Source organism: Marinobacter fonticola (genome assembly GCF_008122265.1).
GTDB lineage: Bacteria > Pseudomonadota > Gammaproteobacteria > Pseudomonadales > Oleiphilaceae > Marinobacter_A > Marinobacter_A fonticola.
In genome coordinates this window covers 1,475,917-1,496,906 of the sequence record NZ_CP043042.1, presented here as the reverse complement: position 1 = coordinate 1,496,906, position 20,990 = coordinate 1,475,917, and the positions used below count along the sequence as shown (strand labels likewise).

Sequence of the window (20,990 nt, the reverse complement as noted above, 5' to 3'; positions counted from 1 at the left end):
GAAACCCTTGAAAACAATCGCGTTTAGCGAAACTGCCGTAGGAAACGCAAGTCGTTCTCGAAAAACATGCGCAGATCGTTGACGCCGTAGCGCAGCATGGCGAGACGTTCGACGCCCATACCGAAGGCAAATCCGCGATAGGTTTCAGGATCGATATCACAGTATTCAAAGACTTTGGGGTGCACCATGCCGCAGCCCATGACCTCCAGCCACTTAATGGAACCATCCTCGTTGCGCCCCCACTCGATATCCACCTCTGCCGACGGCTCGGTAAACGGGAAGTAGGACGGCCGGAAACGCACCGCTAGATCCTTTTCGAAAAACACCCGCAGGAATTCCTCCACCGTGCTCTTCAGATCCGCAAAGCTGACGTTCTTTTCGACTAATAGCCCCTCGACTTGGTGAAACATCGGGGTATGCGTCATATCCGAGTCGCAGCGATAGACCCGCCCCGGGCAAATCATACGAAACGGGGGCTTGCCGTGCTCCATGGTCCGGATTTGCACCGGCGAGGTATGGGTTCGCAGCAGCGTGCCCGGATTGAAATAGAAGGTATCGTGCATGGCGCGGGCCGGGTGGTGACCCGGAATATTGAGCGCCTCGAAATTGTGGTAGTCGTCTTCGATTTCCGGCCCCTCTTCGACGGTATAGCCGGCCCGGGAAAAGAAATTCTCGATACGCTGGAGGGTACGGGTTACCGGATGAAGCCCCCCTTGAGCCTGACCCCGGCCCGGCAGCGTTACGTCGATAGACTCGGCAGCCAGCTTGGCGTCCAGTGCTGCGGTCTCGAGTTCCGCGCGACGTGCGTTAATGGCGTCTTGGACCTGCGCTTTGGCCTGGTTGATAAGCTGGCCGGCAGCCGGACGCTCTTCCGGCGAAAGCTGCCCCAGTGACTTCAACTGCTGGGTGAGCGCACCTTTCTTACCCAGATAATCAACGCGAACCTGATCCAGCAATTGCAGGTTATCCGCCTGCTCAACCGATTTCAGGCCGTCCTGTACGAGTTGTTCCAGGTTGTCCATTGACCCTGCTCCAAACATGTCATTTATCTTTCAGGGAACTCCTGAGAAAGGACCGGCGCATCGTCCGATCTTTTATCAGCAGCTCTCCGCGAGGCTCATTCTACAGACCCCTGAATAAAAAAGGGGAAGAGCATGTGCCCTTCCCCTCACTTCGGAATGCCCTGAGGCATCCAATCCGATCTGCAATCGATGAAAGAGCTTACGCCAACGCAGTTTTGGCTTTTTCAACGACAGCACTGAACGCTTGCTGCTCATTCATCGCCAGGTCAGCAAGAACCTTGCGATCAATCTCGACATTGGCCTTTTTCAGACCTGCGATCAGACGGCTGTAAGTCAGACCGTTGGCACGGGCACCGGCGTTAATACGCGCGATCCACAGTGCACGGAACTGGCGCTTGCGGTTACGACGGTCACGGTACGCATACTGACCGGCCTTGATAACCGCCTGCTTGGCAACACGATAGACGCGGCTCCGGGCACCGTAGTAGCCCTTGGCCTGCTTCATGATTTTCTTGTGACGACGACGCGCGACGACACCACGCTTTACACGAGCCATAACTCAATCCTTCTCTTCTAAGAACCTGAAATTAAAGCGCGATCATGCGCTTGATGGATGCGACGTCAGACTTGGCGACCAACTTGGTGCCGCGCAGCTGACGCTTACGCTTCGGGCTCTTCTTCGTCAGGATGTGACTCGTGAAGGACTGCTTATGCTTGAAGCCTTTAGCGGTACGTTTGAACCGCTTGGTGGCTCCGCTCTTGGTTTTCATCTTAGGCATTTCTAAAACTCCGCATTTTCATTTTAAATGAATAATGATCCCTGAACGACAAATCCCCCGCACTGTGACGGGGGACAGGCAAATTCGCTGGGATCATTTTTTCTTGCGGGGGGCAACAACCATCGTCATTTGCCGGCCTTCCATTTTCGGCCGTTGCTCTACCTGGGCAAGTTCAGTGATATCCTCTTCAACACGGTTCATGAGTTTCATACCAATTTCTTGGTGCGCCATCTCACGACCGCGGAAACGGATCGTAATCTTGCCCCGGTCCCCGTTCTCAAGGAAACGTACCAGGTTGCGTAGCTTGACCTGATAATCCCCTTCTTCCGTGCCAGGCCGGAACTTCACTTCTTTTACCTGGACCTGCTTCTGCTTCTTCTTAGCAGCAGCTTTGGCCTTCTTCTCTTCGAAGATCTTCTTGCCGTAGTCCATTATCTTACAGACGACCGGATCGGAATTCGTCACCTGAACCAGATCCAAAGAAGCTTCTTCAGCAGCTTTCAAAGCATCTTCGATGGATACGACACCCACCTGCTCACCGTCTGCTGCAATCAGACGTACTTCTGTGGCTTCTATATTCTCGTTAATGGGCGCTTTTGGAGCCCGTCCCCGATTCGCTCGCTGTTTAATAATCAGTTCTCCGTTTGGTTTCTACCTTTGCGGGACACATCTTCTGCCAATAGGGCTTTGAAGTCGTCCAGCGACATGGTACCCAGATCATCACCTTTACGATTGCGTACGGCAACCGCGCCGGATTCGACCTCTTTATCACCGACTACGGCAAGGTAAGGTACTTTATTAAGCGTGTGCTCGCGAATTTTAAAGCCGATCTTCTCGTTTCTCAAGTCGGCATGCGCCCGATAGCCGGAATTTTCAAGGGCATTGGCGATTTTTTCACTATATTCGCGCTGGTTGTCGGTGATATTCATGACCGCAACCTGAGTGGGAGCCAGCCAGGCTGGGAATGCACCTTCGTATTCTTCGATCAGAATGCCGATAAAGCGCTCGAACGATCCCAGTACTGCGCGATGCAGCATAACCGGCGTTCTGCGTTCGGAGTTGTCCGCGACATACTGAGCGCCTAAACGGCCCGGCATGGAGAAGTCCACTTGCACGGTGCCGCATTGCCAGACCCGGCCGATACAGTCTTTCAGCGAATACTCGATTTTGGGGCCATAGAAGGCGCCCTCGCCCGGCAACAGTTCCCACTCGACACCTTCCCGGTTGAGCGCTTCTTCCAGGGCGGCTTCCGCCTTATCCCATATTTCGTCGGAACCGACACGCTTTTCCGGGCGAGTGGAGAGTTTATACAGAATCTCGGTAAAACCGAAATCGGTATAAACCTCATGCAGCAAATCCATGAACTTGGACACTTCCGCCTGAATATCTTCTTCTTCACAGAAGATGTGGGCGTCATCCTGGGTAAATCCGCGTACACGCATCAGCCCGTGCAAGGCGCCGGACGCCTCGTTGCGATGACACGAGCCGAATTCCGCCAGGCGCAGCGGCAGCTCCTTGTAACTTTTGAGCCCCTGATTGAACACCTGGATGTGACACGGGCAGTTCATCGGCTTGATGGCAAAGTCGTGTTTCTCGGACTCGGTGGTAAACATGTCGTCACCGAACTTGTCCCAGTGACCGGACTGCTCCCATAGCGTGCGCGAGACCACCTGGGGCGTCTTGATCTCCTGGTAGCCGTGGCGACGCAGCTTATCGCGCATGTACTGCTCGATTTCCTGGTAGACGGTCCAGCCATCCGGATGCCAAAACACCATGCCCGGCGCTTCTTCCTGCATATGGAACAGGTCGAGCTTCTTGCCAATTTTGCGGTGGTCCCGCTTTTCAGCTTCTTCCAGGCGGTGCAAATAGGCCTTAAGGTCTTTCTTGTTACCCCAGGCGGTACCGTAGATGCGCTGCAACTGCTCGTTGCTGGTGTCGCCACGCCAGTAGGCGCCGGCCACTTTGGTCAACTTGAACGCCTTGAGCTTACTGGTATTGGGCACATGAGGCCCCCGGCACAGGTCGATGAAATCGCCCTGGCGGTAGAACGAGAGGTCTTCTTCACCCGGAATGTCCCGGATGATGCGAACCTTATACTCCTCGCCCATCTCGTCGAACAGTTTGACGGCTTCATCCCGAGACAGGACCGAGCGGGAAACCTTGAAATCCTGCTTGGCGAGTTCTTCCATGCGCTTTTCGATGCGCGCCAGATCCTCGTTGGTAAAGGGGCGATCGAACTTGAAGTCATAATAAAAGCCGTTATCGATCACCGGCCCGATGGTAACCTGAGCGGAGGGAAACAGATCCTTAACCGCCATCGCCAGCAAATGGGCGGTGGAGTGCCGGATGATATCGACGCCCTCTTCGTCACGCTCGGTGACAATAGCCAACTCAACGTCATGGTCGATTTCGTAGCTTGTATCGACCAGCTTGCCGTCAATGCGTCCAGCTAACGCCGCCTTGGCCAGGCCGGCACCGATGTCGGCGGCCACATCGTGAATAGAGACAGGCTGAGAAAAACTGCGATGACTTCCGTCGGGGAGAGTAACGACCGGCATAAATGACTCCTATCAGCGGTGATCCTTACGAGAGACCACATGGTTTTGGGCGACCGCGTCACAATCGCGGTCTGTTCAGGCCCGGGATTCTAACAGCCCACTTCGACATCTGCCATGCAAAAACTGGCGAAACCCTGCACAATGGCTTTCTTTCCAGGCTATTGCATCGATAGACGACAAAAACAGGGAGTTAGGCCTTGCGGGTCATCGCTTTTCATAACCTAAAGGGAGGCGTCGGCAAGACGGCCGCAGCCGTCAATATTGCCTATCTGGCCGCCGATAGCGGCATCCCGACCTTGCTTTGGGACCTGGATGCTCAGGGCGCTGCGAGCTGGTATCTGGGCGAGGCGCCGGACATCGTTGGCGAGAAAGCCGCGCGCCTGGTCAAAGGCAAAACGCCCGTGGGCCAGATGATCCAGCCGACGGCCTATAACGGCCTGGATCTCATACCCGCCCACCCCAGCTTCCGCAATCTCGATCTACGGCTGGAGAAAGACGGCGACAAACACGCCCTGAAGGACTGGCTCAAACCCCTGTCGGAAGACTACGGCTTGATTGTGCTCGATTGCCCGCCCTCTCTGTCCAAGCTGGCCGAGCAGATTCTTGAGACGGCGGATCAGGTCTTCGTTCCGATCATTCCCAGCTGGTTATCGCTGAACAGTTGGGAACAACTCAATGAATTCGCCACCGAGAAAAAGCTGGGCAGTAAGAAGCTGCATCCTTTCTTCTCCATGGTCGACCGTCGAAAGAAAGTCCATCAGGAGATGCTTAATTCCGGCAAAGTTCCGCTCAAGGGCCGCATGCGAGCGTTTATTCCCTACGCCAGCGACGTGGAAAAGATGGGCGAAAGACGTTGCCCGGTCGACCGGATTCGCGCCCGCTCCCCGGCAGCCTTGGCCTATCGTCTGTTGTGGAGCGAAGTACGCAAGATCACGCGCGTCTAACCCTACGCAGACCCCAAAACGCTCCTAACCGGAGCGTTTTTTTCGTCGTGCGCTGCGTCAGGCAGCCGGAGCTGCCGCCTCCTCCTCCCGGTTTCTTCGGCGTATCTGAACAAAAGCCATAAGGCCCAAGAGCACCAGCGTCGGGATAAACATCAGCTCCTTGGGCGGTCGATCCAGCTCTACCTGAACAGCATCGATGGTCCAGTCGAAGGAAAGCCCCGCATTTTCGGCCGGACTGCCGAAGGTGACGAAATCCACAACCATCTTGTCGCCTTCGGGGCGCAACTCCAGGCCCGCATCCATCATGCGCTGTTCCGGCGTGTCGCCGGCGGGCACTTCCAGATTGATAAACGTGGTTTCTTCGTCGCCTTCCAGCGTCATGCCCGAGGCCTTGAGAACGATATTCTCGCCCGCCGATACATCGCTAACGTATTCCATGACTTCCACGCCCGGGCGCAGTTCAGTTGGTGGATAGATCTTGTCCCACCAGAAGCCGGGACGGAACAGCGTGAAAGTGATCAGCAGAAGCAGTGCCGTTTCCCAGATCTTGGTCTTGGTAAACCAGTAGCCCTGCGTTGCCGCCGAGAAAACCAGCATCGCGGTCACCGCACTGGCGACGGTGACCAGCAGGTCGAACCAGCCCGTGAGACCGATCAGCAACAACTGCGTGTTGAAGATGAACATGAACGGTAGGATGGCGGTCCGGATATCGTAGGTGAAGCCCTGAACACCGGTCTTGATGGGATCCGCCCCGGAAATGGCGGCTGCGGCATAGGCAGCCAAACCCACTGGCGGCGTGTCGTCCGCCAATATCCCGAAGTAGAACACGAACAGATGCACGGCGATTAGCGGCACGATCAAACCGTTCTGCGCACCCAGAGTAACGATAACCGGCGCCATCAGCGTGGATACGACAATGTAGTTCGCCGTTGTCGGCAAGCCCATACCCAGCAGCAGACTGATCAGGGCGGTGAAGATCAGCATCAATAGCAAATTGCCACCGGAGATGAACTCCACAAACTCAGTCATGACCAGACCGATACCGGTTAGCGTCACCGTACCGACGACAATACCGGCGGTAGCCGTCGCCACCCCAATGCCCACCATGTTGCGCCCACCGGTAGCCAGGGAATGAACCAAGTCACCGAAGCCTGCCTTGAACGGTGCCAGCAGCCCGCCGGAATGCTTGCGGAAAAAGTGCTGTAAGGGACGCTGAGTAACCACGATAAAGATCATGAATAGCGTTGCCCAGAACGCCGAAAGTTGCGGTGACAACCGTTCGACGGTGAGACACCAAACCAGTACGACCACAGGCAGCAAAAAGTAAAGACCGGTTTTGACGGTCGGCCCCACCGGGGGCAACTCGTCCATCGGCTTATCCCCGTCGTCCTCCAACGCCGGGAATCGCGCCGCATAGGCGACCATAGCGGCATAGACAACAGCAAGCAGCGCCGCCAAAACCCAGGAGGCATAGCTGCCAAAGAGGACTTTGAGCCACCCCACCCCGTAGTAGACGACAAACGTCAGCACACACAAGCCAATCAATAACACCACCCACGTCAGCATGCGCTGGGCCAGACTGGGGCGATCAGTGCGCTCGATACCGTGCATCTTCAACTTGCAGGCTTCGAGATGCACGATGTAGATCAATGCGATATAGGAGATCAAAGCAGGCAGGATGGCGTGTTTGATCACTTCCAGATAGGAAATACCGACGTATTCAACCATCAGGAATGCCGCAGCGCCCATGATCGGCGGGGTCAACTGCCCGTTCGTCGAGGCGGCCACTTCAACGGCGCCGGCCTTACTGGCCGGAAAGCCCACGCGCTTCATCAGCGGGATGGTAAACGTGCCGGTCGTTACCACGTTAGCGATCGACGAGCCCGAGATCACGCCGCTCAGACCACTGGACACTACGGCCGCCTTGGCCGGGCCACCACGCATGTGTCCCAGCAATGCATAAGACACCTTAATGAAATAGTTGCCGGCCCCAGCCTTCTCAAGCAAAGCGCCGAACAATACAAACAGGAATACGAAGCTGGTGGAAACCCCCAGGGCCACCCCGAAAACACCTTCGGTACCCAGCCACTGGTGGGCCGCAAGCTTCTCGAGGCTGGCGCCTTTATGCGCGATGACATCGGGCATGTAAGGACCGGCCAGGGAATAAAAGATGAAAAAGCCCGCCACGATAGTCAGCGGCAGCCCCAAGGCACGTCGCGTGGCTTCCATAAGCAGTACCAGACCACCCAGAGCCACAACCATATCCATCATGGTCGGCGCGCCGGGGCGGGACGCTAGTTCTTCATAGAAGATGAAAATATAGGCAGCGGAGAATGCGGCCAGCAGGGCCAGAACCCAGTCGTAAATCGGGACGTAGGTGGTCGCTTTTCCCTTGAGCATCGGGAAAGCGGAGAAAGCCAGGAAAATGGCAAACGCCAAGTGGATGGAACGGGTTTCCGTGGAGTTAAAAATACCCACTTCGAGAATGAACGGAAGGGGTGACGCTATCCATAGCTGGAACAACGCCCAGGCGACAGGCACCAGGAACAGAATGGCGCCGGGCACACCCGCCACTGCGCGCCCACCGGTCTCCGTCTGCATGACCGCTTCGGTATCAGACAGTTGCAAGGCGCTGTCCTGGGATGACTTACTGTCTCGATTCGCCATTTAAAAACGACCTTTCAGGAGGGATTTACCAAAACGGCTGTCCGGAGCGTCCTGCTTTGTCGATAAACAGGGCACTAGGACAGCCGTGATCCAACCGGTAGTAATAACCGCGGGCAGGATTATCCCCGCCCAACCGGCTTTACTCCATCAGGCCCGCTTCTTTGTAATACTTGACCGCACCGGGATGCAGCGGCGCACTCAGCGCATCCGTGGCCATTTCTTCCTTCTTCAGGTTTTCAAACGCCGGGTGCAGGCGCTTGAAGCTGTCGAAGTTTTCGAAAACGGCCTTGACCACCTCATAGACCACATCTTCCGGCACGTCGGCGGAGGACACGAAGGTTGCAGCCACACCGAAGGTGGTGGTGTCTTCCGAATTACCGCGGTACATGCCGCTCGGAATCGTTGCTACGCGGTAGTACGGGTTCTCTTCCACCAGCTTTTTGGTTGCCTCGTTGTCCACGTTAACCAACACGCTGTCGCAGGACGTTGTTGCTTCCTTGATAGCGCCGGATGGGTGGCCAACGGTATAGAAGAAGGCATCGATCTTGTTGTCACACAGAGCCTGGGACTGTTCAGCCGCTTTCAGCTCGGCTGCCAGGGAGTAGGCGCTCATATCCCACCCCATTTCCTCCATCAACACTTCTGCAGTGGCGCGCTGGCCGGAACCGGGGTTGCCAACGCTGACGCGCTTGCCTTTCAGGTCCTTGAACTCCTTGATATTAGCATCTTTGCGCGCCACCACGGTGAACGGCTCGGGATGCAGGGAGAACACGGCCCGCAGCTTCTTGTTGGGACCGTCATCTTTGAATTCGCTGGTGCCATTATAGGCGTGGTACTGCCAATCGGACTGGGCGACGGCCAGATCAAGCTCACCCTGACGAATTGCGTTCAGGTTGTAGATGGAACCACCGGTACTTTCCACCGAGCAACGGATGCCGTGCTCCTTGCGATCCTTGTTCACCAGTCGACAGATCGCACCGCCCGCCGGGTAGTACACGCCGGTCACACCACCGGTACCGATGGTCACGAACTGCTGCTCTGCCGCCGAAACCGAGGCAGACGCTGCACCGAAACCAACCGCAGTGGCCAGCGCAAAAGTGGATAGCTTGAGTCGAAGTGCCATTGTATTCGTTCCCTTCTTTTATAAGTCACTCGTTCCAGGTCCGAGGAGTATCGGCCCGTTGTCTCTTTCAGTTTAGAACATAGACTAATTGTTACATAAAATAAAGATTTTAACCTTAGCTAACTACATGATGGAAAACAAAAAAGCCCGCAATGCGGGCTTTTTCGAGATTGGTGGGGCGCGCCCTAGCGGGCCGCCCTAGCCTTGGCTACCATTCGATCCGGACGCAACAGGAACCGCGCCAGGGCCGGCAGTAGCCAGATAGAGCCGATCATGTTCCAGAGGAACATAAAGAACAGCAGGAAGCCCATATCCGCCTGGAACTTGATGGGCGAGAAAATCCAGGTGACCACGCCAAGACCCAAGGTCACACCCGTAAAGATGACCGCCTTTCCGGTCGAGCGCAACGTTTCGTAGTAGGCGTCCTGAAGAGTCTTGCCTTCCAGCAGATACTTTTCCAGCTTGGTGTAGATGTAGATGCCGTAATCCACACCGATACCTACGCCCAGGGCAATAACAGGCAACGTCGCCACCTTGATGCCGATCCCGGACACCGCCATGATCGCTTCGCACAGCACAGAGGTCAGGCCCAGCGGGATGACGATGCACAGCACCGCCCGGATGGAGCGGAAGGTCAGGAAGCACAGCAAGCTCACAACGCCGTAGACGAAGATCAGCATCAGGTTCTTGGCTTTGGAAATGACCTCGTTGGTCGCAGCTTCCACACCGGCATTACCGGCGGCCAGCTTGAAGTTGTGCACGTCGTTACTGTGCTCGCCGGCAAAGTCCTCCACCACATCCACAACCGTGCGCAGGGTTTCCGCTTTGTGGTCTTCCAGGAACACCAGCACCGGGGTCAGACTGCAGTCGGTGTTGATCAACCCGCTCGGCGCCTCACGGATCGACGCATTGATAATGGTCTGATTGCGAGAAATCTCGAACCACTTCCAATTGCCCTCATTGAGGGCCTTGGTCACCACCTTCGATACGTCCGCCAGCGATACCGACGACTGAACGCCCGGGGTATTCTGCAGCTCCCACTGCAGACGATCCATGGCCGTCAGCACCTCATACTGGGTGCATTGCTCCTTTTGCGTTTCCACCATGACTACCAGGATGTCCGCACTGGAGGAGTAGTTCTCGATGATGTACTTGTTATCCAGGTTGTAGCGGGAATCCGCACGCAGCTCCGGAGCGCCCTGGTCGAGATCGCCCACCTTCAGGTCCTGCTTGTAGTAGAAACCCAGACCCAGGCCGAGCATGGCAATCAGCAACGAAATCGGCGCGACGCCCGGATGCGAGAAATAGGACATGACGCGCCACTTGCGGTCTTCCTTCTCGCCGTGCCGCTGGACGTGGTTCACACCGCCCTTGGTAATGCCAATGTAAGACATAATCAGCGGATGCAAGACCAGATTCGTCACGATAATGACAGCGACACCGATACCGGCCGCAACGGCCAGGTCGCGTATAACGTCAACTTCGATGAACAGCAGGGTCAGGAAGCCGAAGGCATCGGACACCAGGGCCAGCATGCCGGGAATATAGAGCGCCCGGAAAGCCAGCCGCGCTGACGTCAGTGGATCGAAGCCCTTGGCGGCTTCGCTGGCCATGGCGTTGACCACCTGTACGCCGTGACTGATACCGATAGCGAATACGAGGAAAGGGACCAGTACCGAGTACGGGTCCAGCCCATAGCCCAGCAGGCGCAGGATACCCAACTGCCAGAATACGGCCACAATGGAAGAGAAAACAGGCACCAGCGTGCCGGCGATACAGCGTGAATACCAGAACAACAGAACTGTCGTGAGGACAATGGTGATACCGGCAAACCAGGCGATCGACCCGATACCCTCGATTAAGTCGCCGACCTTCTTGGCAAAGCCGACGATGTGGATCTCGATATCAGGGTTCTGTTCTTCGTATTTCTGACGAATCTTTTCTTCGAGCTGTTGCGAAAACGCAGCGTAATCCAGTGCTTCCCCGGTTTCGGGGTTAGTTTCATACAGCGGCGCGTAGACGATCGTGGACCTGAAGTTGTCCGAAATCAGGCGGCCAACCTCGTTGGAGCGCAAGATATTCTGGCGCAACTGCTCCAGGCTTTCCCGAGAACCATCGTAGTCATCCGGAATGACTGTGCCGCCCTGAAACCCCTGCTCGGTCACTTCCACCCAGCGAACGTTGGGTGTCCAGACCGACTTCAGGCCGGACCGGTCCACCCCGGGCAGGAAGAAGACCTCATCGGTAATGGCCTTCAGGGTTTCCATGTACTCCTTGGTAAAGATATCGCCCTCTTCCACCTCGACGGCGATACGGACGAAGTTACCGAGGTTTTCCAAATCGTCACGGTGTTCGAGCATGTTGACGATGTAGGGATGCTCGAGCGGAATCATCCGCTCAAAACTCGCATCCGGCTGAATCTTGACGGCGTTGTAGCCAAGAAAAACGGTTAAAAGCAGGAACGCGATCAGGATAATCGCCCGATTGTTGAAAATCAGACGTTCGAGAAACGGCTCGGCATTAGGCGACGAAAAGTAGTGTTCGCCTTTGTCGTGCTTGGGGTTGGACATTCAATGACCCTCTTCAGAATGCTTGTCGTACTGCTGAGACTGGACGCTCAGGGACTTTTGCCGTTGATATCGGTCTGTTTGACGCCACTTTCGCCAAACAGCACGAGCTTCTCGTCGGAGACCGGAATGACCGACATCACGCCTGCGCGGTCAGACCGATAATAGGTCCGGAAGCTCTCGGCATTGTTGCTGCTGACCAGCACGGTGCCGCCATTGCCCACCAGCGTGATGCGACCGTCGTCAGCCACCGCGCCGTTGTTGAGGGTGTTGGAGGAGTCGTTCGGCACCGTCGTCCAGTTGCGTCCCAGGTCTGTGGACAGGAACACATTCCCACGCAGGCCAAACGCAAGAATCTCGTTGACGTCGCCCGTTCCCATGACGCCAAAGAACGACCCTGTATAGGGGCTTTCCACCTGCTCCCAGCTTTCACCGCGGTCGGTGGATAGGAAAACCGTGCCGGCCTCGCCGGCAATAACCAGAGCGCCACCTGTGACTTCGGCGATGCTGTTGAGGTGAAAGCGGTCGGGATTCGGCAACTCCGCGGACCATTCAGTCCACGTGTCGCCGCCATCGTCAGTGCGGAAGATAAAACCGTAGGAACCGACGGCGAAGCCGGTATTCTCATTGGCAAACCAGACATCGAGCAAGGGCTTCCAGGGTCCGGTTTCCTTATCGGCCTCGGCGTCTTCAAGCGCGAAAATCATGCCGTCAAGCGTCCACTCCAGATCCGCCTTCTCGCTGTCCGGCGTTTCCTCGATGCGCGACTCCATCTCGGCAATCTGGTCTTCCATGGTCGCAATCACCAGATCGGCGGCCTGGCTGCCATCGAACTGCTTCTCCCAGGACTTGCCGCCGTCGGACGAATGCAGGATGACGGCCCCATGGCCCACGGCCCACCCCTCTTGCGGCGTCGGGAAATGCACGCTGGTTAATGTCGTGGCAACGGGCACCTCGCCCTGGGACCAGGTTTTGCCCTGATCGTCCGAGTAAATGATGTGCCCCCGTTCGCCTACGGCGACCAGCCGGTCACCGGCGCGATCACTCGCGGTCAGCAGATTGTCGTCGGCCAGGGACGTCTGCCGTGCGGGCGTCTCAAGAACATCGCTGACCGCCGAAGCCCAGGGGCTCGCAACCGCCAATGATAGCCCCAGCAGCGCTGCAAACGTCTTGCGCGTCAAAGGTGTAGCCATTCAGAGTGCCTTTATTTTGAGTTGTTTAGTGTCTGTCTATGGTGTCCGGAAAGCCCCGCATGGCGTGCTCAGGCGTCTGCAGGGCTGAATACTGCACTGCTTCGACGCCTAGCGAACGCTCCGGCGACGCAGCGATGCGGGTGAAAAATAGCGCGTGTTCGGAACGTCATCGGTGAAGATCCGGGTATTGGGCTCCTCGGTATCCAACCCTTGGACGTGGTAGCGTCGGGCCTGAAGGTCGTTGAACACTTCGAGCGTTGTCCACACACCTGGCAATTCGTAATAATTCTTCACCAGACCCATGCTTACGCGCCAAAGTTGATCACGTCCGTCGTACTGATCAAGCAGCAACGTGTTCCAGCTGTCTTCGTCGACATAAAACCGGCGCTTGGCATAGATGTGACGCTCCCCTTGCTTGAGGGTCGCCGTTACCACATGCACGCGATGCAACTCCCAGCGGGTCAGATCGGGATTGACGTGGGATGTACCGAGAATCTCTGAGTACGACAGGCCTTTTTGGGCAATCTCGTAACTGTTGTAGGGCACGTAGACCTCACGTATACCCTCGTAGCTCCAGTTGTAGCGATCCAGAGCACCGTTGAACATATCGGTATCGTCTGCGGTACGCAGGTTATCAGCCGCCGCAATCGGTGAGTCGTACCCCAGGTTCGGCGCCCGGCGAACCCGGCGCTGGCCGGCATTGTAGCCCCAGCCGTAACGCGGATTCTTGATTTGGTTCAAGGTCTCGTGAACCAGTATGGCTCCACCAGCCAGGCGGGGCGGAGATTGAGTGAACGAGAGGTAGTAGAAGATAATGTTTTCCAGCTCGGACTCACTACCTTCGGGGTTGTAGTAGTTAAAGAAGGCCTCCTGCTGGGAGGTCACCAGGGTGTAGTCGCCGTTTTGCTGGACCGCAACTTCACTCGCGCGACGGGTGATATTCACCCCCCGCCAGCGCGTGAGGTGATTCCAGATCACCTGATAGGCTTTCTGCTCGCTGTCGCCGTGGAGAATCGGGAATGGATAGCCGCCGTAGGCGCCATCGATACCGGCGCCCTCACCTACAATCGTCGCACTTGTGGCGTTATCCCGGGTATTCTCGGCAACCCAGCCGGGTACTGCATGAGTGCGACGGGTGCGATAAACCGGTACGTTGAACGTCGTCGGATAAGTCTCAATCATGGCCATTAGGCCATCGGTGAGATGCTCCTTGTACTGCTCGACGTTCTTGGCATTGATGGTAAACAGAACCTGATCGTCCGGGAACGGATTGGGATGGAAATCGCCGCTTTCGTCATAGCCCGCGACGGGCTCCGAAATACCCCCAGTCCACGCCGGAATGGTGCCGGAGGCATTACCTGCCTTCTGCGAGCCAAACGGGGTCAAATCCTGACCCAGACGAGCCGCCTCGGATGCGGAAACTGCCGCGCCAGCCTGTCCAGCCACCATCGAAAGGGCAACTACACTGCCCAACAGCCATTTCTTGTTATGGATCATTGTTCGGACCTTTCTTGTGTCTAAAAGCCAGGAGGCTTTTGTTTCTTGTAATTGTGTCGGAGAAACCGGTGACTTCTCCGGAACGCACGACCTGAAGGCGCTCGCCGTTAACGCCGACGTGCGGCGACCGGCATCCCTTCGACCATTCAACGTTAAAACTTTTAAGAAATGCCGCAGCTTGCGATTGCAAAAAGGCTTCGGGCCCATTTATAGGACTATCAAAGCTCGAAGGTTAGCTGAACTGGCGGCAAAATCCATCAACCGAAAGTGCGATTTTGTAGCGTTATGCAACCGTGCAGCCCGGTAACGACGGGGCCCTGAACGCGTGCCGGCGCACTAGAAATGGGAAAGGACGGAGATTGGCGAGAAGGTGCCGGGATCGGAGAGAAACAGTGGCAGGCGCACGAAGGCGCACCTGCCACCGGGTGAGCGAAGACTGTAGATAGCCTGTCTATCAGTCCTTCAGAGACTTGTGGACCACCTCGTAAACGTCTTTGGACAGGTCGGGCTTGGCGTGGACCTGCTCTAGCGCAGCCTTCATGCCGTCTCGATACACATCGCCGTAGTTGCGCCAACGCGTTAAAGGCGACACCAGACGGGCGGCAATCTGCGGGTTACTGCTGTCCAGCGCCAGAATGTGTTTGGCCAGGAAGCGGTAACCAGAGCCGTCGACAGCGTGGAAGTTGGCCAGATTTTGATTGGCGAAGGCACCGATCACCGAGCGAATCTTGTTCGGATTCTTCCAATCGAACGCGTCATGTTCAAGCAGCGCTTCGACGGCCGGCAAGGACCCCGCCCTTGGGCTACTTGCCTGGATGGAAAACCACTGTTCCACCACCTGTGGATCGTCACTGAACTGGTCGTAGAAGGACGCCAGCGCGTTGGCACGATCCTTCTCGAAATCGGAGTTGACCAATGCCCGTAACGCACCCGATTGGTCCGTCATGTTTGACGCCTGATCGAATTGCTGCAGCGCCATCATCCGGGCTTCTTCGTCATTAATGTGCATCAGCCAGCTCAACGCCGTGTTTCTCACCGAGCGGCGAGCAATGGCCTCGGGCGTCGGCTCGTACGGTCCCTCCTCGTGGTTACGGCGATAGCAGGCGAGCAATTCGTCACGCAATTGCAGCGCAAGCTGGTTCAACACGCGGGTACGGGAATCGTGGATGCCCTGCACGTCCGCCGCCTCGGCCAGTTCGATCAGGTAGGCTTCGCTCGGCAATTGCAGCATCTTGGCAACCAGTGCCTGATCCAAACTGGAATCCGATAGCAACTGACGGAAAGCCGTGACCAGCCGCGGATCGACCGTTTGCTCCTGGGGTTGATTGATCAGCGATTGAATGACGTCGACCGTCAGACGTTGCCCCGCGTCCCAGCGATTGAAACCGTCGCTGTCATGCCCCATCAGGAACAGCAATTGGTCGCGGCTCCAGGGATAGCGCACCTTGACCGGCCCGGAGAAATCACGCAATAGCGAAGGAACCGGTTGCTCGGCTACGTCATGGAAAACAAACGTGTGTTCGGCGTCCGTCAGTTCCAGCACCCGCTCGGTCGGCGCACTGTTCTCGCCGGGCTCAAGTTTCAGCGGCAGATCCTCTCCATGCTCGCCTATCAGCCCCAGCGCAAAAGGAATATGCTGCGGCTGTTTCTCCGGCTGCCCCGGCGTCGGTGGAATATGCTGGCGCAGGGTGAGCGTGTAGGTTTTGGCCTGACGGTCGTAGTCGTCCGATACCTCCACAACCGGCGTGCCGGCCTGTTGGTACCAGCGACGGAACTGGGTCAGGTCACGGCCGCTCGCGTCCTCCATGGCCTTGACGAAATCATCGGTGGTCACGGCCTGGCCGTCATGACGCTGAAAATAGAGGTCGCTACCTTCACGGAACATCTCTGCACCCAGCAACGTGTGCAGCATGCGCACCACCGCGGCGCCTTTTTCGTAGACCGTCAAGGTGTAGAAATTGGATATTTCGATATAGGAGTCCGGACGAACAGGATGCGCCATAGGTCCGGAGTCTTCCGCAAACTGCGCCGTGCGAAGCAACGTCGCATTTTCGATACGCTTGACCGTGGGCGAACCCATATCGGAAGAGAACTGGGTATCACGGAAAACGGTAAAGCCTTCCTTGAGGCTAAGCTGGAACCAGTCCCGGCAGGTCACGCGGTTACCGGACCAGTTGTGGAAATACTCGTGGGCTACGATGCTCTCGATTCGCTCGAAGGCCGCATCCGTCGCGGTATCCGGACTCGCCAGGACGCAGGAGGAATTGAAGATGTTCAACCCCTTGTTCTCCATTGCCCCCATGTTGAAATCGTCCACGGCGACAATCATGAAGATATCGAGGTCGTATTCACGGCCGTAAACCTCTTCGTCCCAACGCATGGAGCGCTTGAGCGAATCCAGCGCATGATCGCACTTCTGGGCATTGCGCGGTTCGACGTACATCCGCAGGTCGATGTCTCGGCCAGATTCGGTGGTAAAGGAGTCTCGTTTTTCCACAAGATCGCCCGCCACCAGCGCAAAAAGGTAACAGGGTTTGGGGAACGGATCTTCCCACACCACAAAATGCCGGCCGTCTTCCAGGTCGCCGCGTTCGATATCGTTGCCGTTGGACAATAAAATCGGATATCGCGTCTTGTCCGCTTCAACCTGGGTGCGGAATTTCGCCATGATGTCCGGACGATCCGGGAAATAGGTAATCCAGCGAAAGCCCTCGGCCTCACACTGGGTACAAAACATTCCGGATGACTTGTAGAGCCCTTCCAAGCGGGTATTGTCCTGAGGACGTAGCCAGGTAACCACGCCCAGTGTGAAGGCGTCGGTGACCTTCTCGATACGCAATCCACCGGCGGTCACCTCATAGTCGGTCTCGGCCAGCGGCAAACCATTCAGTGTAAGGCCTTCCAGCTCCAAGCCTTCGCCATCCAACTCCAGTGCCTGTCCTCGTTCGGCATCCGGATTGCGACGAATCTCCATGGAACTGTAGACCCGCGCCCCCTCCTCAAACAGCTCGAAACGAAGGTCGACGTGATCCACCAGAAAAGGCGGGACTTTGTAATCCTTGAGGTAAATGGTCTGCGGCTGGTTGGTTCGCATGGCATTTTACTCCGAAAGTTGACTACGACTCCGAAAGTTAACGATGCACTCAAGCCCAAAGACCGGGGCTGATGCGAGACAGGAGCGGCGCGTAGTCGGAAAATCGCAGCCCTGCCTTAGATACCGTTTTAAAGCACTAACCCGTTTGCGGACTCTGGTTTAGCTTGAAAACAGGTCGGGTGTCTGCGGACGCGCCTCAAACACCTGCAAACGGACATTGTAGGCGGTAAATTTACGGATATTGATCACGCCACTGTCCAGGATCAAATACTGCCCTTTTACGCCTTCCAGACGTCCGGCTACTTGCGGCGTCTTGTCCAGGTTATGGGCGTGGATCTTCGTCGGCCAGACCTCGACAGGGTACGCCAAACTGAGCCCGCTATCGCTCACCGCCCGAATGGCATTTTCACCGTGCTCGGCCCGAAGCTGATCCAGCCCGGCTTCGATCGTGTCCAACATGCGCTGGCGCTCGGCCTCGAGATCCACCGGTGCGACATCGCCTTTGAGCATGGCCCGCCAATTGGTGCGGTCGGCCACGTAGGCCTTACAAAGCACTTCCACCAGCCCCGCCAGTCGCCGGGTGGCGACTTCGAGCATCGGAATGGCCGCGATGGCCCCCTGGTCGATCCAGCGCGTAGGCACCTGGTTTTTGCGGGTTATGCCCACTTTGAGTCCTGACGAGTTTGCCAGGTAAACAACGTGAGGAACCATGCAATGGGCTTCACCCCATGCCGGTTCCCGGCACGTGCCTTCATGATAATGGCATTTTTCCGGACTGACGATACAGCTGTCGCAAGCCGCCAACTTGCGGAAACAGGGATAGCAATAACCCTGATTGAAACTCTTTCTGGTCAAACGGTCACAATGAACGCAACGAATCTCGCCACCGAAGTCGAGTTGCAACTCACGGCCAATCAGGTCGTTGAGGGGCACCCGCGTTTCTCCGACCTTCATATGGTAAAGCACTGGCGCCCCAGGCTCTGCCGGCATTTTACGCAACGGGCCCTGAACGTCTATCACCGGCTCTGTCATCTATCCTCCGGCTCAGTTGAGGATGCGTATAGGCGATGAAACGTCGGCAGAGCCCTTCGCCCGCTTATTCTTGCGATCGCGATTGATATAGCCGACTCGCTCATTCTCTGGAATATCGTGCCGGTTCTCGTAATAGATAACCGCCTCCATGCAGATTGACCGCTGCTGCTCCGAGACAGGCCGCCCGTCCGGCCACTTGCCCAGCTCAATGGCCTGCTTCAAATTTCGGTACACCGTCGGATCGAGTCGCTCAATCAATTCTTCATAGGTCATTCTGCACCTCTGTTACCTTCAACTCTGGCCACGTAATCCAAGCTTAACATAACCGGCCAATTTGCCGGACGCACCACTCATAGGCCCCCATCATAAGAGCCCCCACCATAGGAACACCCCATGGGCCCGACGGGATTTTTGAAAAAACGCACGAAATTTAAAAATTCGTAAAAGAAACCATTGACATCAAATAATGATAATCATTATCATTAAACCGTACCAAGTGAGCACGGTCGTTTCATTTGGTCTCTCTCATCAGGAGCTTTAACAAGCTCATTTAATGCCCCGCTTTTGCGGGGCTTTTTTATGACTGCAGAAAAGTTAGTTCGCACTCACACCTGGCGCAGTATTCACTGCTTGCGGCGAGGCGGCAGGACCGCGAGGGCAAGACCGGATAGCAAGCCGCCCAAATGCGCTTCGTTAGCCATGGAACCGATGCCGACCATATCCGGTATGGGGGTAAATCCAATCAGCATCCAGATCAACGAAACCACCATCAACGCTGGCGGGAACTGGAAACGTGGCTCGCGGAGCTGACTCAGCCAGCAATAACCGAGAATACCGTAAACCACCCCGGACAGGCCTCCGAACAGCGGTCCCGAGACCAGATACTGCAAGGTGTTCGATGCCAGGCTGACGAAGACGATGATTACCGCCAGGCGACGCCGTCCGTCGAACCACTCCACCTGACTCCCCAGGAACCAGAGCATCACCGAATTGAACAGGATATGCGACCAGCTGAAGTGCAGAAGATCCGGCGTCAGCAATCGCCAGACAGCGCCCTGGGACAGCGTTGCAGTCCATGCATCGAGCCGCTCGGTAAAAGACTGAAAACCAAACTGGGTCGGATCGACGAACATGAAGAACGATGCAATCGACTGCCGCCCCAGACCGGTGACCCAGGCCACCAAGGCGGCAACAACAATAATGGTGAGTACTGCGGGCGCGTGGCGCGGCGAAGGTTGCCAGCGGCCATTGACGAAAACCGGGGAGTGGTTGGTTTCGTGAACCGCCTCCCGCACTTCCGGGCGGTTCAAAAACTGTTCCAGTGCTGCCAATACCGGCTCGGCATGGTCAGAATTGGCCAGCCAGACCACCTGTTGATCACCCTCCTCGGTAATGCGGTGTTCAACGCCTTGTTGGCGCAGCCAAAGGCTGAAATCGGCCAAATCGGTGTTGGCCGAGAGTTGTTTAACACGATACAAAAGGCATTACCTCGTCAGGCTGTCTTCGGTTTGGGAATCGCTGGGCAGCTCGGGACGCGGCACGTTGACCCAGACGAACTTGTCCGCAGACAGTTGCCGCTCATCGTCCATGCGGTAAGCCACCAGACGTCCGTACTTTACGGCGCTGTAGTCGATACAGGCCACATTGGCCTTGAGCGGCGCCGGCCGGCCATCGCGCCAGTAGTGCCCGACAAAGACAGGTGGCTCCGATAAGGGATAGGACAGGATCTTCTTCTTTTCCGCCTCCGAAAGCGGGCGATTGGCAATGTCGTGTGGCAGCGGGTCCGGCTGAAACACGACATCGGCATAGGTTTCAGGGTCGTCGGCCCAAAACTTGGTGCGGAAGAATTGACGGGTGAAGCCGTCCCGGCCCTTGATCGAAAGCCCTTCCGGCAAACGCAGGTCCGTGCCTCGCAACAGCCGATCCATGACCTTTCCGGCAAAGGAATCCAGCGCCGCCGAGGCCTGCAGGAAGTCCTCGTCGATGCGGTTACCGCCCTGCACTTTCTTGAATTGCTCGATCAAGCGGTGGTCCCAGCAGGCATGAACCACACGGAAATGCTCGATTTCCAGGAATAGCGGCAGGGTATAGAACCACTCCAGAAACTCGTTCCACTCGTGATGGTGGTGCTCGAACTGCTCCAGGGTCTCGCGGATCAGCCGATCGTGACGGGCGTTGTGCTCACGCAGGAACTTGCGGTTGCTGCCCGGCCGGGCACGGGTGCAGTAGCCGAGGGCATTGTACTCGTGATTGCCCATGGTGATCTGGGCAGAACCGTGCTCCACCATATCCCGCACCATATGCAACGATTCGCGAATGCGCGGGCCGCGATCGATAATATCGCCAATAAATATGGCCTGACGCCGCTTGTGCTGGTAGACACCATTGATTTTCTGGTAACCCATCTGTTCCAACAGGGTCGCCAGGGTTAATGCGCACCCGTGGATGTCGCCGATGATGTCGTAGCCTCGGCTGCCTGACCGCCTTACAGACCCTGACCGCGTTACAGACATA

At 56.6% G+C, this 20,990-nt stretch carries 16 protein-coding genes; 1 reads left to right on the top strand and 15 read right to left on the bottom strand.

All coding sequences use genetic code 11. The features are described 5' to 3' along the window. Positions 1 to 23: 23 nt before the first annotated feature. The 5 genes from pheS to thrS all read right to left on the bottom strand — a co-directional run bounded on the left by pheS (position 24) and on the right by thrS (position 4,359). Positions 24 to 1,022: a phenylalanine--tRNA ligase subunit alpha gene (gene pheS, locus FXO11_RS06705; protein ID WP_148862272.1), complete on the bottom strand. Its 999-nt coding sequence runs from the start codon at positions 1,020 to 1,022 to the stop codon at positions 24 to 26. Between the two features lie 199 nt (positions 1,023 to 1,221). Then, on the bottom strand, positions 1,222 to 1,578 hold the full coding sequence (gene rplT, locus FXO11_RS06700; RefSeq protein WP_148862271.1) for a 50S ribosomal protein L20: 357 nt from the start codon (positions 1,576 to 1,578) through the stop codon (positions 1,222 to 1,224). Between the two features lie 31 nt (positions 1,579 to 1,609). Then, positions 1,610 to 1,801, bottom strand: a complete 192-nt coding sequence (rpmI, locus tag FXO11_RS06695) for a 50S ribosomal protein L35 (protein ID WP_148862270.1) — start codon at positions 1,799 to 1,801, stop codon at positions 1,610 to 1,612. A 93-nt stretch (positions 1,802 to 1,894) separates the two neighbouring features. Beyond that, the gene (gene infC / locus FXO11_RS06690) at positions 1,895 to 2,437 is read right to left on the bottom strand and encodes a translation initiation factor IF-3 (protein ID WP_148862269.1); all 543 of its coding nucleotides are present in this window, start codon (positions 2,435 to 2,437) and stop codon (positions 1,895 to 1,897) included. Then, on the bottom strand, positions 2,434 to 4,359 hold the full coding sequence (thrS, locus tag FXO11_RS06685) for a threonine--tRNA ligase (RefSeq protein WP_148862268.1): 1,926 nt from the start codon (positions 4,357 to 4,359) through the stop codon (positions 2,434 to 2,436). The genes infC and thrS overlap by 4 nt, the downstream gene beginning before the upstream one ends. A 197-nt stretch (positions 4,360 to 4,556) precedes the next feature. Here thrS and FXO11_RS06680 point away from each other — a divergent pair, with 197 nt between their 5' ends. Continuing rightward, positions 4,557 to 5,303, top strand: coding sequence for a ParA family protein (locus FXO11_RS06680; protein WP_148862267.1), 747 nt, complete (start codon positions 4,557 to 4,559; stop codon positions 5,301 to 5,303). A gap of 57 nt (positions 5,304 to 5,360) precedes the next feature. Here FXO11_RS06680 and FXO11_RS06675 read toward each other — a convergent pair whose 3' ends face one another. The 10 genes from FXO11_RS06675 to FXO11_RS06630 all read right to left on the bottom strand — a co-directional run bounded on the left by FXO11_RS06675 (position 5,361) and on the right by FXO11_RS06630 (position 20,989). Next, the gene (locus tag FXO11_RS06675) at positions 5,361 to 7,970 is read right to left on the bottom strand and encodes a TRAP transporter permease (RefSeq protein WP_148862266.1); all 2,610 of its coding nucleotides are present in this window, start codon (positions 7,968 to 7,970) and stop codon (positions 5,361 to 5,363) included. Between the two features lie 139 nt (positions 7,971 to 8,109). Next, positions 8,110 to 9,093, bottom strand: a complete 984-nt coding sequence (locus tag FXO11_RS06670) for a TAXI family TRAP transporter solute-binding subunit (protein WP_148862265.1) — start codon at positions 9,091 to 9,093, stop codon at positions 8,110 to 8,112. 185 nt (positions 9,094 to 9,278) lie between these two features. Continuing rightward, a complete protein-coding gene (locus FXO11_RS06665) occupies positions 9,279 to 11,663 on the bottom strand; it encodes an efflux RND transporter permease subunit (protein ID WP_148862264.1) in 2,385 nt (794 codons plus the stop codon). A 47-nt stretch (positions 11,664 to 11,710) separates the two neighbouring features. Next, positions 11,711 to 12,853 (bottom strand): WD40/YVTN/BNR-like repeat-containing protein, encoded by a 1,143-nt coding sequence (locus FXO11_RS06660; protein WP_148862263.1) that lies wholly within the window; start codon positions 12,851 to 12,853, stop codon positions 11,711 to 11,713. A 108-nt stretch (positions 12,854 to 12,961) separates the two neighbouring features. Next, positions 12,962 to 14,350, bottom strand: coding sequence for a DUF1329 domain-containing protein (locus tag FXO11_RS06655; RefSeq protein ID WP_148862262.1), 1,389 nt, complete (start codon positions 14,348 to 14,350; stop codon positions 12,962 to 12,964). A gap of 454 nt (positions 14,351 to 14,804) precedes the next feature. Further along, on the bottom strand, positions 14,805 to 17,444 hold the full coding sequence (pepN, locus tag FXO11_RS06650; protein WP_148862261.1) for an aminopeptidase N: 2,640 nt from the start codon (positions 17,442 to 17,444) through the stop codon (positions 14,805 to 14,807). 159 nt (positions 17,445 to 17,603) lie between these two features. Continuing rightward, positions 17,604 to 18,476, bottom strand: coding sequence for a DUF2797 domain-containing protein (locus FXO11_RS06645; protein ID WP_148862260.1), 873 nt, complete (start codon positions 18,474 to 18,476; stop codon positions 17,604 to 17,606). A gap of 12 nt (positions 18,477 to 18,488) precedes the next feature. Next, a complete protein-coding gene (locus FXO11_RS06640) occupies positions 18,489 to 18,749 on the bottom strand; it encodes a YeaC family protein (RefSeq protein ID WP_148862259.1) in 261 nt (86 codons plus the stop codon). A gap of 350 nt (positions 18,750 to 19,099) precedes the next feature. Next, complete coding sequence (locus tag FXO11_RS06635) at positions 19,100 to 19,954, bottom strand: rhomboid family intramembrane serine protease (RefSeq protein WP_148862258.1); 855 nt, start codon at positions 19,952 to 19,954, stop codon at positions 19,100 to 19,102. Between the two features lie 6 nt (positions 19,955 to 19,960). Beyond that, complete coding sequence (locus FXO11_RS06630) at positions 19,961 to 20,989, bottom strand: metallophosphoesterase (protein WP_148862257.1); 1,029 nt, start codon at positions 20,987 to 20,989, stop codon at positions 19,961 to 19,963. Position 20,990: the final 1 nt, after the last annotated feature.

Bases quoted from the DNA above. Each gene is read 5' to 3' on its own strand.
- FXO11_RS06655 (WP_148862262.1), bottom strand. From the start codon at position 14,350: ATGATCCATAACAAGAAATGGCTGTTGGGCAGTGTAGTTGCCCTTTCG.
- FXO11_RS06630 (WP_148862257.1), bottom strand. From the start codon at position 20,989: ATGTCTGTAACGCGGTCAGGGTCTGTAAGGCGGTCAGGCAGCCGAGGC.
- FXO11_RS06640 (WP_148862259.1), bottom strand. From the start codon at position 18,749: ATGACCTATGAAGAATTGATTGAGCGACTCGATCCGACGGTGTACCGA.
- rplT (WP_148862271.1), bottom strand. From the start codon at position 1,578: ATGGCTCGTGTAAAGCGTGGTGTCGTCGCGCGTCGTCGTCACAAGAAA.
- rpmI (WP_148862270.1), bottom strand. From the start codon at position 1,801: ATGCCTAAGATGAAAACCAAGAGCGGAGCCACCAAGCGGTTCAAACGT.
- pepN (WP_148862261.1), bottom strand. From the start codon at position 17,444: ATGCGAACCAACCAGCCGCAGACCATTTACCTCAAGGATTACAAAGTC.
- FXO11_RS06675 (WP_148862266.1), bottom strand. From the start codon at position 7,970: ATGGCGAATCGAGACAGTAAGTCATCCCAGGACAGCGCCTTGCAACTG.
- pheS (WP_148862272.1), bottom strand. From the start codon at position 1,022: ATGGACAACCTGGAACAACTCGTACAGGACGGCCTGAAATCGGTTGAG.
- FXO11_RS06665 (WP_148862264.1), bottom strand. From the start codon at position 11,663: ATGTCCAACCCCAAGCACGACAAAGGCGAACACTACTTTTCGTCGCCT.
- FXO11_RS06645 (WP_148862260.1), bottom strand. From the start codon at position 18,476: ATGACAGAGCCGGTGATAGACGTTCAGGGCCCGTTGCGTAAAATGCCG.
- thrS (WP_148862268.1), bottom strand. From the start codon at position 4,359: ATGCCGGTCGTTACTCTCCCCGACGGAAGTCATCGCAGTTTTTCTCAG.
- FXO11_RS06660 (WP_148862263.1), bottom strand. From the start codon at position 12,853: ATGGCTACACCTTTGACGCGCAAGACGTTTGCAGCGCTGCTGGGGCTA.
- FXO11_RS06670 (WP_148862265.1), bottom strand. From the start codon at position 9,093: ATGGCACTTCGACTCAAGCTATCCACTTTTGCGCTGGCCACTGCGGTT.